The organism is Citreimonas sp. (genome assembly GCF_042096055.1).
Lineage (GTDB): Bacteria > Pseudomonadota > Alphaproteobacteria > Rhodobacterales > Rhodobacteraceae > Citreimonas.
The window spans coordinates 18,508-32,917 of sequence record NZ_JBELMH010000002.1; the positions used below are offsets into that span (position 1 = coordinate 18,508).

At 70.0% G+C, this 14,410-nt stretch carries 13 protein-coding genes, 1 tRNA gene and 1 pseudogene; 9 read left to right on the top strand and 6 right to left on the bottom strand.

Annotation, left to right across the window (positions count from 1 at the left end; genetic code table 11):
* Both ACFDTC_RS01025 and yaaA read left to right on the top strand, forming a co-directional pair.
* Positions 1-240: pseudogene (locus tag ACFDTC_RS01025) on the top strand (ATP-dependent DNA helicase RecQ); the annotation flags it as partial.
* 47 nt (positions 241-287) lie between these two features.
* Positions 288-1,055: a peroxide stress protein YaaA gene (gene yaaA, locus ACFDTC_RS01030; protein ID WP_375257003.1), complete on the top strand. Its 768-nt coding sequence runs from the start codon at positions 288-290 to the stop codon at positions 1,053-1,055.
* Here the strand turns inward: yaaA and ACFDTC_RS01035 are convergent.
* From ACFDTC_RS01035 to ACFDTC_RS01045, 3 genes are all read right to left on the bottom strand, one after another.
* Positions 992-3,562 (bottom strand): PAS-domain containing protein, encoded by a 2,571-nt coding sequence (locus tag ACFDTC_RS01035; protein ID WP_375257004.1) that lies wholly within the window; start codon positions 3,560-3,562, stop codon positions 992-994. The genes yaaA and ACFDTC_RS01035 overlap by 64 nt on opposite strands.
* A gap of 235 nt (positions 3,563-3,797) precedes the next feature.
* Complete coding sequence (locus tag ACFDTC_RS01040) at positions 3,798-4,976, bottom strand: acetyl-CoA C-acyltransferase family protein (protein ID WP_375257005.1); 1,179 nt, start codon at positions 4,974-4,976, stop codon at positions 3,798-3,800.
* A gap of 129 nt (positions 4,977-5,105) precedes the next feature.
* Positions 5,106-5,228, bottom strand: a complete 123-nt coding sequence (locus ACFDTC_RS01045; protein WP_375257006.1) for a hypothetical protein — start codon at positions 5,226-5,228, stop codon at positions 5,106-5,108.
* A gap of 373 nt (positions 5,229-5,601) precedes the next feature.
* On the opposite strand from ACFDTC_RS01045, the gene leuC reads away from it, so the two are divergent.
* Entirely contained in the window at positions 5,602-7,026 is a 1,425-nt protein-coding gene (gene leuC, locus ACFDTC_RS01050; protein WP_375257007.1) for a 3-isopropylmalate dehydratase large subunit, read from the top strand.
* A gap of 21 nt (positions 7,027-7,047) precedes the next feature.
* Here the strand turns inward: leuC and ACFDTC_RS01055 are convergent, their stop codons facing one another.
* Entirely contained in the window at positions 7,048-7,263 is a 216-nt protein-coding gene (locus ACFDTC_RS01055; protein ID WP_375257008.1) for a DUF2945 domain-containing protein, read from the bottom strand.
* Positions 7,264-7,356: 93 nt separating this feature from the next.
* On the opposite strand from ACFDTC_RS01055, the gene leuD reads away from it, so the two are divergent.
* The 3 genes from leuD to ACFDTC_RS01070 all read left to right on the top strand — a co-directional run bounded on the left by leuD (position 7,357) and on the right by ACFDTC_RS01070 (position 9,989).
* Positions 7,357-7,962, top strand: a complete 606-nt coding sequence (leuD, locus tag ACFDTC_RS01060) for a 3-isopropylmalate dehydratase small subunit (protein WP_375257009.1) — start codon at positions 7,357-7,359, stop codon at positions 7,960-7,962.
* A gap of 279 nt (positions 7,963-8,241) precedes the next feature.
* Positions 8,242-9,045, top strand: coding sequence for a hypothetical protein (locus ACFDTC_RS01065; protein WP_375257010.1), 804 nt, complete (start codon positions 8,242-8,244; stop codon positions 9,043-9,045).
* A gap of 101 nt (positions 9,046-9,146) precedes the next feature.
* Positions 9,147-9,989 carry an endonuclease/exonuclease/phosphatase family protein gene (locus tag ACFDTC_RS01070; protein ID WP_375257011.1) on the top strand — a complete coding sequence of 281 codons (843 nt, stop codon included), beginning with the start codon at positions 9,147-9,149 and terminating at the stop codon, positions 9,987-9,989.
* 22 nt (positions 9,990-10,011) lie between these two features.
* Here ACFDTC_RS01070 and ACFDTC_RS01075 read toward each other — a convergent pair whose 3' ends face one another.
* Positions 10,012-10,617 (bottom strand): redoxin domain-containing protein, encoded by a 606-nt coding sequence (locus tag ACFDTC_RS01075; protein WP_375257012.1) that lies wholly within the window; start codon positions 10,615-10,617, stop codon positions 10,012-10,014.
* Between the two features lie 102 nt (positions 10,618-10,719).
* On the opposite strand from ACFDTC_RS01075, the gene leuB reads away from it, so the two are divergent.
* Complete coding sequence (leuB, locus tag ACFDTC_RS01080; protein ID WP_375257013.1) at positions 10,720-11,823, top strand: 3-isopropylmalate dehydrogenase; 1,104 nt, start codon at positions 10,720-10,722, stop codon at positions 11,821-11,823.
* A gap of 111 nt (positions 11,824-11,934) precedes the next feature.
* On the opposite strand, the gene ACFDTC_RS01085 is transcribed toward leuB, so the two are convergent.
* Entirely contained in the window at positions 11,935-12,900 is a 966-nt protein-coding gene (locus tag ACFDTC_RS01085; RefSeq protein ID WP_375257014.1) for a glycosyltransferase, read from the bottom strand.
* Between the two features lie 145 nt (positions 12,901-13,045).
* Between ACFDTC_RS01085 and ACFDTC_RS01090 the strand changes: the two genes are divergently transcribed.
* Both ACFDTC_RS01090 and ACFDTC_RS01095 read left to right on the top strand, forming a co-directional pair.
* Positions 13,046-14,011 (top strand): DMT family transporter, encoded by a 966-nt coding sequence (locus tag ACFDTC_RS01090; protein WP_375257015.1) that lies wholly within the window; start codon positions 13,046-13,048, stop codon positions 14,009-14,011.
* A gap of 44 nt (positions 14,012-14,055) precedes the next feature.
* Positions 14,056-14,132 (top strand) — tRNA-Pro (locus tag ACFDTC_RS01095).
* Positions 14,133-14,410: the final 278 nt, after the last annotated feature.

The window sequence follows — 14,410 nt, forward strand, 5'->3', positions numbered from 1 at the left end:
CGGCGCAAGCTGGCCGCCAAGGGCGTCGGCGGGCTTTACGACGCGCTGATGGAGGCGCAGGCAGAGCGGGTCCGCGGCGTCGACGGCACCGAAAAGCCGCTCAGCTGTTCCGCCGGGCAGCTGGCCAAGCTCGCCGAGATGCGGCCCACCGACGAGGCGGGCCTCGCCCGCGTGCTGGACGACCGCCGCGTGGATCGCTTCGGGCGGGCGTTTCTGGACGTTCTGCGCGCGGCGGACTAGATCGCATCCGGGGCCGATGCGGCGGCCCGGTGACAAGGGGTTTGCACATGCTCGTGGTGATTTCGCCGGCCAAGCGGCTGGACTGGACCGAGCGGCCGGTCGAGACGACCGAACCCGCCTTCGCCGAGGATGCCGCCCGGCTGGTCAAGACCGCGCGCAACCTGACGCTGGCGGACCTGCGCGGGCTGATGGACCTGTCCGAGGATCTGGCGAAGCTCAACCGCGACCGGTTCCGCGACTATGACCCCGATCCCGCGCCTGACGCGACACGCCCCGCGGCGCTGGCCTTCGCCGGCGACACGTATCAAGGGCTCGAGGCCGCGTCGCTGGATGCGGACGAGCTGGCCTGGGCGCAGGATCATCTGCGCATCCTGTCGGGGCTTTACGGCATGCTGCGCCCGCTCGACGCGATCCAGCCCTACCGGCTCGAGATGGGCTCGAAGCTCAAGACGCGGCGCGGCGGGAACCTCTACGAGTACTGGCGCGACCAGCTGTCGAAGGCGCTGAACGCGCAGGCCGAGGCGGTGGGCACCGACGTGCTGGTGAACTGCGCGAGCCAGGAATACTTCGGTGCGGTGCCCGAAAAGGCGCTGAAGCTGCGGGTGATCACGCCCCGCTTCATGGAGGACAAGGCCGGCACGCCGAAGATCGTCAGCTTCCACGCCAAGAAGGCGCGGGGCGCAATGGCGCGCTTCATCGTGCAGAACCGCTTGACCGACCCCGAGGCGCTGCGCGACTTCGACTTGGGCGGCTATGCCTGGAGCGCCGAGATGTCGTCGCCCGACGCGCCGACCTTCGTGCGGCCCGCGGGCTGAACGGCGCCCGGCCCGGCCCATAGGCGCAGCTTTTCCGCCAAGTGTGCCTTGCGCAACGGCTTGGTCAGGTAATCCGACAGCCCCGCCTGCAGGATCGCGTCGCGGTCGCCGCTCATGGCGTGGGCGGTCACCGCGATGATCGGAACCGGGTCGTCGCCGTCCTCGATCGCCCGGATCTCGGCGGTGGCCTGCTTTCCGTCCATCTGCGGCATCGAGATGTCCATGAAGACGAGGTCGGGCCGCCGGTCGCGGAACGCCTCGACCGCCTCGAGCCCGTTATCGGCGAAGCGCAGGTCCAGCGGGAAGCCGGCGACCATCTTCGAGAACACCAGCTGGTTGGTCTTGTTGTCCTCGGCCACCAGAACGTCGTACCGCCGCCGAATGTCGGGGGCGCGGTTGTGGGTACGCGGCGTCGGTGCCGGTTCGGGGGCCGGCGCGGACAGGCCGTGCCCGATCGACTCGACCGCCGCGGCGAGTGCGGCGCGCGACACCGGCTGGCGCAGCACCGCGTGCGCGCCGCACTCGGCCGGCGCGACGTCGGCCCGGCCGGACAGCAGGATGACGGGCAGCGCAGCGCCCGACGCGCCGAGCGCCGCGATCAGGTCGGCGCCCGGCATGTCGTCGAGCGCGTCGGCGATCACGGCGAATGACGCGGCCGGCGCGGGCAGATCCAGAAACTCGGCCCCGGTGGAGCAGAGCGTCACCGCGACGCCGAGCGACGCCAGCTGCTTGCCCAGGATGTCGCGCGCCTCGGAGTCCGAGGCTACGACCAGCGCACGGCCGAAATCCTCGGGCAGGTCGGGCGCGATGGGTTCGACCGCGTCCAGCCCCTTCAGCGGCAGGCTCAGACCGAAACAGCTGCCACGGTCCAGCTCGGACTCGACCCAGATCGTGCCGTTCATCATCTCGACCAGCCGGCGCGTGATGGCGAGGCCGAGGCCCGTGCCCTCGAACTGCCGGTTGCGATCGGTCTCGACCTGGTTGAACTCGCCGAAGACGTGGTCGATCTTCTCGGCGGCGATGCCGATGCCGGTATCCTCGACGGTCAGGTGCACCGTCGTCCCGCCCACCGCGTCGGGCACGCCCACCACGCGCACCAGCACGCGCCCCTCGTGCGTGAACTTGATCGCGTTGCCCACGAGGTTGGTGAGGATCTGGCGCAGGCGGCCGGGATCGCCGTGGAACCGGGCGGGCAGGAACATGTCGTAGTCGACCAGCAGCGACAGCCCCTTGTCGTAGGCGGCGGGCTGCAGCAGCTGCATCACGTCGTGCACGATGCGTTCGAGGTCGAACGGCTCGGGGTTCAGGTCCAGCCGGTCGGCCTCGATCTTCGAGTAGTCGAGGATGTCGTTGATGATGGTCAGCAGCGCCTCGCCCGAGCTGCGGATCGTGTCGACGAAGGTGCGCTGGTCGTCGTCGAGCGTGGTGTCCATCAGCAGGTCGGCCATGCCGACGACGCCGTTCATCGGCGTGCGGATCTCGTGGCTCATGTTGGCGAGGAAGGCCGATTTCGCGCGACTGGCCGCCTCGGCGCGGAGCATCGCTTCCTTCAGGCGGACCTGGTCGTGCTTGATGCGGGTGATGTCGACGCGCAGCCCGACGCGGCCGCCTTCGCGGGTGGCCCGTTCGTAGACGCGGATCCAGCGGTCGTCGTCAAGGCGCTGCTCGATCGTCTTGAGGTCGTGGCGGTGGGTGTTCATCCGCTCTTCGAGCCATTCCTCCTCTCGCCCCACGGCGTCGGCGTATTGCCCGTGTTCGAGGCCGAAGCGGATGATCTCCTCGAACGGGGTGCCGGGCTGCATGGCGGGCGCCGAGGCGGGGTAGAGCTCGCGGTAGCGTTGGTTGCACATCACCAGCCGGTCCTCGGCGTCGAACATGACGAAGCCGTCGGGCAGTTCCTCGACCGCGGACCACATGCGCATCAGGGCGGTGATGTCGACGCCGAGGGTGACGATCCCGCCTTCGGGGCGGCGGCGGTCGCTGACCTGGACGAAGCGGCCGTCCCACAGCCGCAGCGTGACGTCCGGAATGGGATCGGCGTTCCAGCGGTCGATCATGCGGGCGCGCCAGGCGGCGGGGGTGTCGTCGTCGGGATCGACGATACCCTCTTCCAGAAGGACGTCGACGATGTGTTCGTAGCTGGCGCCGGGGCCGACGCTTTCGACGCCGTCGAACAGGCCGAGGTAGCTGGGGTTGGCCAGCTCCATCCGGCCGTCCTGGTCGAACATGGCGAAGCCGTCGCGGATCGCGCCGAGGGCCTGCCAGAGACGGCTTTCGACGACCTCGATCTTCTCGGTCGCCTGGCCGAGCTGGGTGGCGACGCGTTCGCGGTCGGAGCGGACCTCGACGACCTCGGCGCGGGTGTCGGTGACCTGGCGCGAGAGGGCGCGGGCGTGCTGGTCGAGTTCGCGGTTGGCGGCGCGAAGCTGCGCCTGCTTCTGTTCGAGCAGTCGTTCCGCGGCAAGCCGCGCGCGCCGTTCCTCGGCGAGCAATCTGGCGTACTCCATGCGCCGCCTCCCCCGCGTTCGCGACACTTTGGCAGGGTCAGGTGAATGCTGCCTTAAAGGGCGCGGGTGAGCCGGCGGGGGTGTCCCACGATGGGACACGGGGGCGCCCCAATGAAATCAATGGCTTCCAGAGACGGATTCAGGAAGTCTTAACCTTGGGCCCTGGGTGGGGCCGGTGCGTGACGCTCGCGGCTGCGCCGCGTCGCCCCACCCACCGTCCCTTGGGGGCGAACGCTCAGATCCGTTCGATCGCCAGCGCGATGCCCTGGCCGCCGCCGATGCACATGGTGATCAGCGCCTTCGATCCGCCGATGCGTTCCAGTTCGTAGAGCGCCTTGACCGTGATGATCGCGCCGGTCGCGCCGACCGGGTGGCCCAGCGCGATGGCGCCGCCGTTGGGGTTCACGCGCGCGGGGTCGAGGCCGAGGCCCTTGTTCACCGCCAGCGCCTGGGCGGCGAAGGCCTCGTTCGACTCGATCACGTCGAAATCGCCGACCGACAACCCGGTGCGCTTCAGCAGCGCCTCGACCGCGGGGATCGGGCCGATGCCCATGACCTCGGGGCGGACGCCGGCATGGGCGTAGCCGAGGATGCGCGCGCGGGGTTTCAGCCCGGCGCTTTCGGCCGCGCCGGCGCGGGCCAGCACCAGCGCCGCGGCGCCGTCGTTGATGCCGCTGGCATTGCCGGCGGTGACGCTGCCGTCCTTGCGGAAGGCGGGCTTCAGCCCGGCGAGCGCCTCGGCGGTGGTGGCCTTGGGGTGTTCGTCGGTGACGAAATCGACCATGTCTCGCTTCACCTTGACCTGCACCGGCACGATCTGGTCGGCGAAGCGCCCGTCCGCGATCGCGCGGGCGGCGCGCTGCTGGCTTTGCAGCGCGAAGGCGTCCTGGTCCTGCCGCGAGATGTCGTGCTCGGCCGAGACGTTTTCAGCCGTGACGCCCATGTGGCCGCTGCCGAAGGGGCAGTTCAGCGTGCCCAGCATCATGTCGAGCACGCGCACGTCGCCCATCTTGGCGCCCCAGCGCTGGTCGGGCACGACGAAGGGCGACCGGCTCATGCATTCGGCGCCGCCGACGAGGGCGAAGTCGGCATCGCCCAGCATCAGCGCCTGCGCGCCCGAGACGATCGCCTGCGCGCCCGAGCCGCAGAGCCGGTTGACGTTCATCGCGGGCACGCTGTCGGGCACGCCGGCCTGCATCGCGGCGACCCGCGACAGGTACATGTCGCGCGGTTCGGTGTTGATGACGGTGCCGAAGACGACGTGGCCGACCTGCGCGCCCTCGACGCCCGCGCGGTCCAGCGCGGCGCGGGCCACGGTCGCGCCAAGCTCGGTCGGGGGCGTGCCGGCGAGGCTGCCGCCGAAGGTGCCGATGGCGGTGCGCGCGCCGCTCAGAATGACGATGTCGTCGGTCATGGTGCCCTCCCTGGCCGGCCCGATCCGGGCCCGGTGTCGGCCGCAGGCGGCCGGTCGGGGGGCACTATGTGGGCGCGGGGCGGTCTTGTCAGCCCGCGACGTCCCGTCACGGCCGGCCGCCGCGCCGCGTCAGGGGGCGGTCACGAGCTTCGCGACCGAGCTTGCGGTGTCGTTCTGCGCCTCGACCGCGACCGCGGCGACCAGAAGGATCGCGATCAGCGCGGCGTTGAGCCTGTTGAGCGGGCTGTTCATCGTGTCGTTCCCTGTCATGCGCCCGGACCGGCGCCCCTGGAGTCGGTGTGCTGTGCGAGGTCGCCCTGCGCGCAAGTCTACGAGGCTACGCGGCGACCGGATCATCGCTCAACGCGCGATCGGGCGAAACGCTGCCGGCCTGCGGCAGTGCGCCGCGCCTTGCGGGCGGCGGGCAAAGCCTGTATCCCCGCGTCATGGTCTCGTTCTTCGACAGATCCGATCGCGCCCGCCTGCGCGAACGCTTCCACGGCGCGATGCACTCGGTGCTGGCGCGGCTATGACGCGCGCCCGGCGCCTGGCCGGGTGCCGCCTGCGCTAGTCCGGTTTATGCGAGAGCCGACAGATCAACCGACAGTTTCCGTGGAGACGACCGATGTCCGCCAAGACGCTTTACGACAAGATCTGGGATGCCCACGTGGTCCAGCAGGACGACGACGGCACCTGCCTTCTGTATATCGACCGCCACCTGGTGCACGAGGTCACCAGCCCGCAGGCGTTCGAGGGGCTGAGGCTGGCGGGCCGCAAGGTGCACGCGCCCGACAAGACGATCGCGGTGCCGGACCACAACGTGCCGACGACCGCCGACCGCCTGAAGGGCGGCATGAACGAGGAAAGCCGCATCCAGGTGGAGGCGCTGGACCGCAACGCCAAGGAGTTCGACCTGGTCTACTACCCGGTGTCGGACGTGCGGCAGGGCATCGTGCACATCATCGGCCCCGAGCAGGGCTGGACGCTGCCGGGCATGACCATCGTCTGCGGTGACAGCCACACCGCGACGCACGGCGCCTTCGGCGCGCTGGCGCACGGCATCGGCACGTCCGAGGTCGAGCACGTGCTGGCGACGCAGACGCTGATCAGCTCGAAGTCGAAGAACATGAAGGTCGAGATCACCGGCCAGCTGGCGCCGGGCGTGACGGCCAAGGACATCGTGCTGAACATCATCGCGCGCACCGGCACCGCCGGCGGCACCGGCCACGTGATCGAGTATTGCGGCGAGGCGATCCGGTCGCTGTCGATGGAAGGCCGGATGACGATCTGCAACATGGCGATCGAGGGCGGCGCCCGCGCCGGTATGATCGCGCCGGACGAGACGACGTATCAGTACGTGAAGGGCCGCCCGCACGCGCCGAAGGGTGCCCAGTGGGAGGCCGCGATGGCCTGGTGGAAGACGCTGTTCTCGGACGAGGACGCGCACTGGGACAAGGTCGTGACCATCCGCGGCGAGGACATCGCGCCGACCGTGACCTGGGGCACCTCGCCCGAGGACGCGCTGCCGGTGACGGCCTCGGTGCCGTCGCCCGACGATTTCGCCGGCGGCAAGGTCGGCGCGGCCAAGCGCTCGCTCGACTACATGGCGCTGACGCCGGGCACGCCGCTGCAGGACATCGCGATCGACACGGTGTTCATCGGCTCGTGCACCAACGGCCGGATCGAGGACCTGCGCGCCGCGGCCGCGGTGCTGAAGGGCCGCAAGATCAAGGAGGGCATGCGCGCGATGGTGGTCCCGGGCTCGGGGCTGGTGCGTGCGCAGGCCGAGGAAGAGGGCCTGGCGGACATCTTCAAGGACGCGGGCTTCGAATGGCGGCTTGCGGGCTGCTCGATGTGCCTGGCGATGAACCCGGACCAGCTGGCCCCGGGCGAGCGCTGCGCCGCGACGTCGAACCGCAACTTCGAGGGCCGGCAGGGCCGCGGCGGACGCACCCACCTGATGAGCCCGGCGATGGCGGCGGCGGCGGCGGTCACCGGCCGGATCACCGACGTGCGCGAGTTGATGCAGCCCGTGCCGGAGCCGGCCTGAGCGATGCGGGGCCGGGGCCGGTCAGGACGGGCGGCGCAGCTCGCTTTCGGACTTCAGGACCTCGGTCCCGTCGCATTGCTCGATGCGGTAGGCCGGGTTGTCCTCGTCCGCGTCGCGCGTCACCTCGGTGCCCTTGATGTCCAGCGTGACGCGGCCCGTGTAGCTTTTGACCACCTGGCCAGAGGCCGTTCCCCGGCCCCAGTTCCATTCGACGCGGGTTCCTGTGCGGTACGGCAAACCTGACCTCCTGTGCTGCTTCGGGAAATCAACCGCCCGAAGCCGCGCCCAGTTCCAGCGCCGGCCCCGCCGGCCCATCCGAGGATAGCAGACATGGAAAAGTTCCAGACGCTCACCGGGATCGCGGCGCCCATGCCGCTGGTCAATATCGACACCGACATGATCATCCCCAAGCAGTTCCTGAAGACGATCAAGCGCACCGGCCTCGGCAAGCACGCCTTCGACGAGATGCGCTACGACGACCAGGGCAACGAGATCCCCGATTTCGTGCTGAACCAGCCGCAGTACCGCGACGCACAGATCCTGGTCACCGGCGACAATTTCGGCTGCGGCTCCTCGCGCGAGCATGCGCCCTGGGCGCTGAAGGATTTCGGCATCCGCGCGATCGTGTCGACCAGCTACGCCGACATCTTCTACAACAACTGCTTCAAGAACGGCCTGCTGCCCATCGTGCTGCCGCGCGACGCGGTCGACGCGCTGATGAAGGACGCCGAGAAGGGCTCGAACGCGCGGATGACCGTGGATCTCGAGGCGCAGACGGTCACCAGCTCGGACGGCGAGTCGTTCTCGTTCGACATCGACCCGTTCCGCAAGCACTGCCTGCTCAACGGTCTGGACGACATCGCGCTGAGCCTCGAGAAAGCGCCGGCGATCGAGGCGTTCGAGGCGCAGGCCGCTCAGGCGCGTCCCTGGGTCTGAGCGTCGCGCGGGGTTCGACGCCCCCGCGACAAGCCTGAGTTGAACCACGCGGGCGCGCGTCGCCCCAGCGTGGAACTTTAACCATTAATGATGCAAGTCCGCATCATTGCTGCCTTTTTCCGGCCGGCCCGCGCGGCCGGAAAGCCCACAAGCGTTGCCACACGAACCTCGGCCTGCCCAAATAGGGCAAGAATGAGGCAGGCGCCCATTTCGGGCGCGCGTCGGGGACAGGGGCACGACCATGCATCGCGCCCGGCCGGACCGTATGGGCAAGAGCACATGATCGGGCAGGATCTGGGACCATTTCTGCGCGCGCTTCAGGTGGCGGCGCTGATCGCCACGCCGGGCCTTCTGCTGCCCGAGGCGAACGCCGAGATGGCGCAGATGGTCGCGCTGGTCGGGCTGGTGATCGGCGGCTTCGTGTTCTTCGAATACCGCTCGTGCTACCCGTCCTTTGTCGAGTTCCGCCACGCGCCGCCCTACAATCGCCTGCGGTTCGGCATGGCCTTCGCGATCGTGCTGGCGGTGACGCTGGTGTGCCGCGGGACCGGGCTTGTGCCGGGAAAGATGCTGGGCAACGCGCTCAACTTCCCGTTCTCGCCTGTGCGCCTGATGGTCTTGGTCGTGCCCGACACTGTCCCCGACGCCGACCGCGCCACGCTGTGCGCGGCGGCGGGGCTGGCCTACGGGCTGGCGCTTGCGTCGCTGCTGGTCTTCGCGGTGGTGCTGCGGCTGTCCGACTGGCCGCTGCGGCAGGGGGCGTTCAACGTCTGGATCAACCTGCCGATGGTGGACCCGACGGCCGGCGGCGACATCCTGCGGCGGCTCGAGCGGGACGCGCACGTTAACGTCGCATTAGGGTTCCTGCTGCCATTCCTTGTGCCGGCCGTGCTGCAGGCGGTGCCCTCGGGCCCGTCGCTGCTGCGGCTGTCCGATCCGCAGACCGCCATCTGGGTCATATCGCTATGGGGCATCGTCCCGACCGCCTTGATCATGCGCGGGGTCGCGCTGATGCGCATCGCCGACCTGATCGCGGCCGAGCGTCGGCGCGCCTACCGCGAGGCGACGCTGCCCGTCGCCTGATCGTCGCGGCGATCCTGTCGCTGATCGCGCTTCCTGCAAGTGCCGAGACGCTGCGGCTGGCCACCTGGGCGGCCGAGTTCAGCCGCAAGGGGCCGGGGCTGATGCTGCGCGACCTGTCGCGCGAGTCGCCCGAGGCCGCGCTGGCCACCATCGTCGACGCGGCGCCGGACGTGCTTGTGCTGACGAATCTCGACTTCGACGCCGGCGGCGTGACGCTGGGCGCGCTGGCCGATGCGCTGGGCGAACGCGGGCTGGATTTCCCGCACCGGTACGCCGCGCGGCCCAATACCGGGATGCCCACCGGGCTGGACCTGGACGGCGACGGCTACCTCGGCGGTCCGCGGGACGCGCAGGGTTTTGGCTGGTTCTCGGGACAGAGCGGGCAGGCGATCCTGTCGCGTCACCCGCTGCGTCCGGTGGCGGATCACTCGGACGTGCTGTGGAAGGACGTGCCCGACAGTGCGATCGCGGCCGACGACCCCGGCCACGATGTCCAGCGGCTGGCCAGTACCGCGTTCTGGGCGGTCGCCGTGGATGCGCCGGCGGCCTCGCTGACGCTGCTGACCGTGGGCGCGACGCCACCCGTATTCGACGGCCCCGAGGACCGCAACGGCCGCCGCAACCGCGACGAGGTGCTGTTCTGGGCTCATGTGCTGGACGGCGCCGATGCGCCCGATGGTCCGGTCGCGCTGATCGGCAACCTGAACCTCGACCCCGCGAACGGCGAGGGGGTGCACGACGCGATCCGCACCGTGCTGGACCATCCGCGCCTGCAGGACCCGCAGCCGGGCGCCGCCACGGTGACGTGGGACGACACCGGGCCGATGCGCGTGTCCTACGTGCTGCCCGACGCGGCGCTGCGCGTGGCGGGCGAGGGGGTGACGCCCCCGGCCGAGGATGCCGGGCCGCACGGGCTGGTCTGGGTGGACGTGGTCTTGCCCTGACCGGTACGCGCGGCGCCGGCGCTCAGTCGGCGGCGCTGCTGTTGCCGTAGGCTTCGGCGTTCGGACCATCGGCAGCCTCGAGCTTGACGCTACCGTCATGCTCGGCCAGCGGGCCGTGGTACTGCCCGCGCGCGGGGTAATCCTTGTCCAGGCGGAACTGAACCGCGGACAGGATGTCTTCGAAGGCCGGCCGCGCGAAGGGGTGCGACTGCGTCCACGCGGCGTAAAGCGTGCCGTCGGGCAGGACGTGGAAAATCCCCGGCTCGGCGAACAGCGACGGCTCCTCGGAGCCTTCGCGCGCCGTCGAGATCCACAAGCCCCAGTCGCGCGCCTGCGTCATCGTCAGGTCGAAGCCGAGGTGCCGCGGCTCGACGCCGGTTTCCTCGGCCATCGACTTGGCCTTGCGGTAATCGTCGCCGCTGACCAGCAGCAGGGTCAGGCCCATCTTCTCGGCCTTCTCCGCGGCGCCGGCGATCTCCTTCAGCTGCGTCTTGCAGACCGGGCAATGCGCGCCGCGGTAGAAGACGACCAGCGCGCCGGCCTTGCCCAGATCGCGTGTGGTGTCGAAGCGGTTTCCGTCCAGCGTGGACACGGTGAGGGCGGGCACGGGTTGGCCTGGCGTGAGCATGGTGTCTCCTTGGTCGTTGAGTGTGTTTTCAGGCCAACGCCCGATATTGACCCCCGGTTCACCGGACGCTACGCCAAGCGACGTCACGAAAAGGAGAGTGCCATGACCGACCGTTCGCTTCTCGTCCTGCCGGGGGACGGCATCGGCCCCGAGGTCATGGCCGAGGTCCACAAGGTCATCGAATGGTATGCCACCGCGCGCGGCATCGCCTTCGGCGTGACCGAGGATCTGGTCGGCGGCTGCGCCTACGACGCGCACGGCACGCCGCTGACCGATGCCACGATGGCCAAGGCGCAAGAGGTCGACGCGGTGCTGCTGGGCGCCGTGGGCGGGCCGAAATACGACAAGCTCGACTTCAGCCAGAAGCCCGAGCGCGGGTTGCTGCGCCTGCGCAAGGAGATGGACCTGTTCGCCAACCTGCGGCCCGCGCAGTGCTTCGACGCGCTGGCGGATTTCTCGTCGCTGAAGAAGGACGTGGTCGCCGGCCTCGACATCATGATCGTGCGCGAGCTGACGAGCGGCGTCTATTTCGGCGAGCCGCGCGGCATCATCGAGGAAGGCAACGAGCGGGTCGGCATCAACACCCAGCGCTACACCGAGTCCGAGATCGACCGCGTGGCGCGCTCGGCCTTCGAGCTGGCGATGAAGCGCGGGCGCAAGCTGTGCTCGATGGAGAAGGCCAACGTCATGGAATCCGGCGTGCTGTGGCGCGAGGTGGTGACCGAGGTGGGCAAGGACTACCCCGAGGTCGAGCTGACCCACATGTACGCCGACGCGGGCGCGATGCAGCTGACCCGCTGGCCCAAGCAGTTCGACGTGATCGTCACCGACAACCTGTTCGGCGACCTGCTGTCGGACCTGGCGGCGATGCTGACCGGGTCACTGGGGATGCTGCCCTCGGCCTCGCTGGGCGCACCCATGGCCAACGGCCGGCCCAAGGCGCTCTACGAGCCGGTGCACGGCTCGGCGCCCGACATCGCGGGGCAGGGCAAGGCGAACCCGATCGCCTGCATCCTCAGCTTCGCCATGGCGCTGCGGTACTCATTCGACCTCGGCGCGGAAGCCGACCGGCTGGAGAAGGCGGTCGAGACCGTGCTGGCCGACGGCAAGCGGACCGCCGACCTGCTGGGCGAGGAGGGCGTGCAGCCGCTGTCCACCTCCGAGATGGGCGACGCGGTGGTCGAGGCGCTTCAGGCGAGCCTCTGATCCGGGACGACAGGGCGTGTCCCACGATGGGACACGCCTGTGCGTAAGCAAAATCAATGACTTGCAGAGACGCTTTCACGAATCGTTAGGAAAGCGGGGTCGCGCCGCGGGTCATTTGTACTCGATCAGCGTCATGGCGTGGCCGCGCAGGCGGCGCGACCAGTAGGTCGCCATGCCGACGAGATTGGGCAGTTTCGACAGCACCAGAAGCGCGGCCAGCCGCCAGCGGACGGCGCCGTCGATGCCGTCGCGGGCCAGGCCCCGCGCGGTGCGGATCAGGCTGACGGGGTAGGCGAGCGCCAGCAGCGCCAACCATGCCGGCGCGACGAACAGCAGGGCGACGATCGCCAGCGGCAGCGCCACGGCGTAGAGCCAGACCCGCCGACGCTCGGCCCGCCAGTGGTGCGGGTGCAGCGTGCCCATCTGCGCGAAGGCGTGCCCGGCGCGGACCGCGCGGGCCCACCACTGCCCGAAGCGCGTCATTGCGGCGTCGTGGCGGGTCATGGCCAGCGGCAGGCGTTCCAGGCCCCAGCCGGCCTGCGACAGGCGCAGGCAGAACTCCTCGTCCTCGCCGGCGATCAGGTCGGGGCGTTGGCCGTTCACGGCGCGCCAGGCGGACGCGCGCACCAGGTTGTCACCGCCGCAGGACCGGATCGGCCCGGCCGGGCGGTGCCATTCCCAGTCGCACAGGCGGTTGTAGAGCGAGGCGTGCGGCGCGACCTCGGACCGCCAGCCGGTGACGAGGCCGATGCGCGGATGCCGCGAGAGGTGCGCGCGCGCGGCGTCGACGAAGCCGGGCTCCAGCGTGCAATCGCCGTCGATGAACAGCACCAGCCCCGGATCGTCGAGCGCGGCGAAACCGGCGTTGCGCCCGCGCGCGGCGGTGAAGGGCATCGCGCGATCCAGCTGCACGACGGTGGCGCACGCCGCCCGCGCGGCCGCGACGCTGCCGTCGGTCGAGCCGGAATCGACGTAGACCACCCGCCGCACCTGCCCGCGCAGGGACTCCAGCGCCGCGACGAGGCGCGCGCCCTCGTTGCGCCCGATCAGAACCGCGTCCACGTCGTCCGAACCCATGCCCCGTCCCTTCGCCAGCCCGCGCAGCCTGCCCGCGAAACCGCGCGCGCCCAAGGCCGCGGCGTGGCGAATTCGCGGCCTCGCCCCCTTGCGCGCCCGCACGCCCGGGTCTAGTCGCCGATAGCGATAGCATCGGAGCATGCGCATGTCCCCGAACGCGAAAGGCGCGGTCTTCGCGCTGATGTCCTTCGGCGTCTTCTCGGCCCACGACGTCGTGGTGAAATGGCTGGGCGGCAGCTACAGCCCGGTGCAGATCGTGTTCTTCTCGGTCCTGTTCGGCTTTCCGCTGGTCACCGTGATGCTGATCCGCGACGCGCAGCCCGGCCACCTGCGCCCGGTGCGCCCGGGCTGGACGGCGCTGCGCACGGGGGCGGCGGTGATCACCGGGGTCAGCGCGTTCTACGCCTTCTCGACGCTGCCGCTGGCGCAGGTCTACGCGATCCTGTTCGCCTCGCCGCTGATCATCACGGTGCTGTCGATCCCGATCCTGGGCGAATCCGTGCGGCTGCGGCGCTGGGCGGCGGTGATCGTCGGGCTGGCGGGCGTGCTGGTGGTGCTGCGCCCCGGCGCGACCGAGCTGTCGCTGGGCCACCTCGCGGCGCTGGTGGCGTCGTTCAGCAGCGCAACCGCGTCGATCATCGTGCGCAAGATCGGCCAGGACGAGCGCAACGTGGTGCTGCTGCTCTACCCGCTGCTGGCGAACTTCGCGCTGATGGCGGCAATCCTGCCGTTCGTCTACCAGCCGATGCCGGTGGCGCATCTGGGCGGGGTGGCGCTGATGGCGGCGCTGGCCTTCGTGGCGTCGAGCCTGGTGATCGCCGCCTACAAGTCGGCCGAGGCGGTGATCGTCGCGCCGATGCAGTATTCGCAGATCCTGTGGGCGACACTCTACGGCGCGCTGTTCTTCGACGAGGTGCCGGACCTCTGGACGCTTGTGGGCGCCGCGATCGTGATCGCCTCGGGGATCTACATCCTGTTGCGGGAATCGGGCCAGCGGGCGTCGCGCAACCGGCCGGTGCTGCGCTCGCGCACGCGGTTCGAGACGGCGACCGCGCCGCGCGTCGGCCAGCTGATGCGCCTGACGCGCCGGCGCGGCGGGCGCGACGATTGAGTCTTGTCAAAGCGCGCGGCCTCGTCTAGACGGCGCGACACGGTCGGAGTGTAGCTCAGCCTGGTAGAGCACTGTCTTCGGGAGGCAGGGGCCGTGAGTTCGAATCTCGCCACTCCGACCAATGAAACAAGGGCCCCGCGGGGCCCTTCGTCGTTTCCGGGGACAGGCTTGCGCGGTTCGCGGCATGGCTTCGGGTGACGCCAACGTGACTGCGCGGCCCTCGCCTGCCACCGGCGCGCGCTGGTATCCTTCCCTCAAAAAGAAGGCAGGAGCAGCCATGACATCCGCAGTTGGAAGACACGTCGCCATTACCCTTGTCGCCGCCCTGTTCGTGCCGCTGGCCGCGCGGGCGGATGTCTGCGATTTCCGCCCCTCGGCGCTGGCGGGATCGGCGGTCAA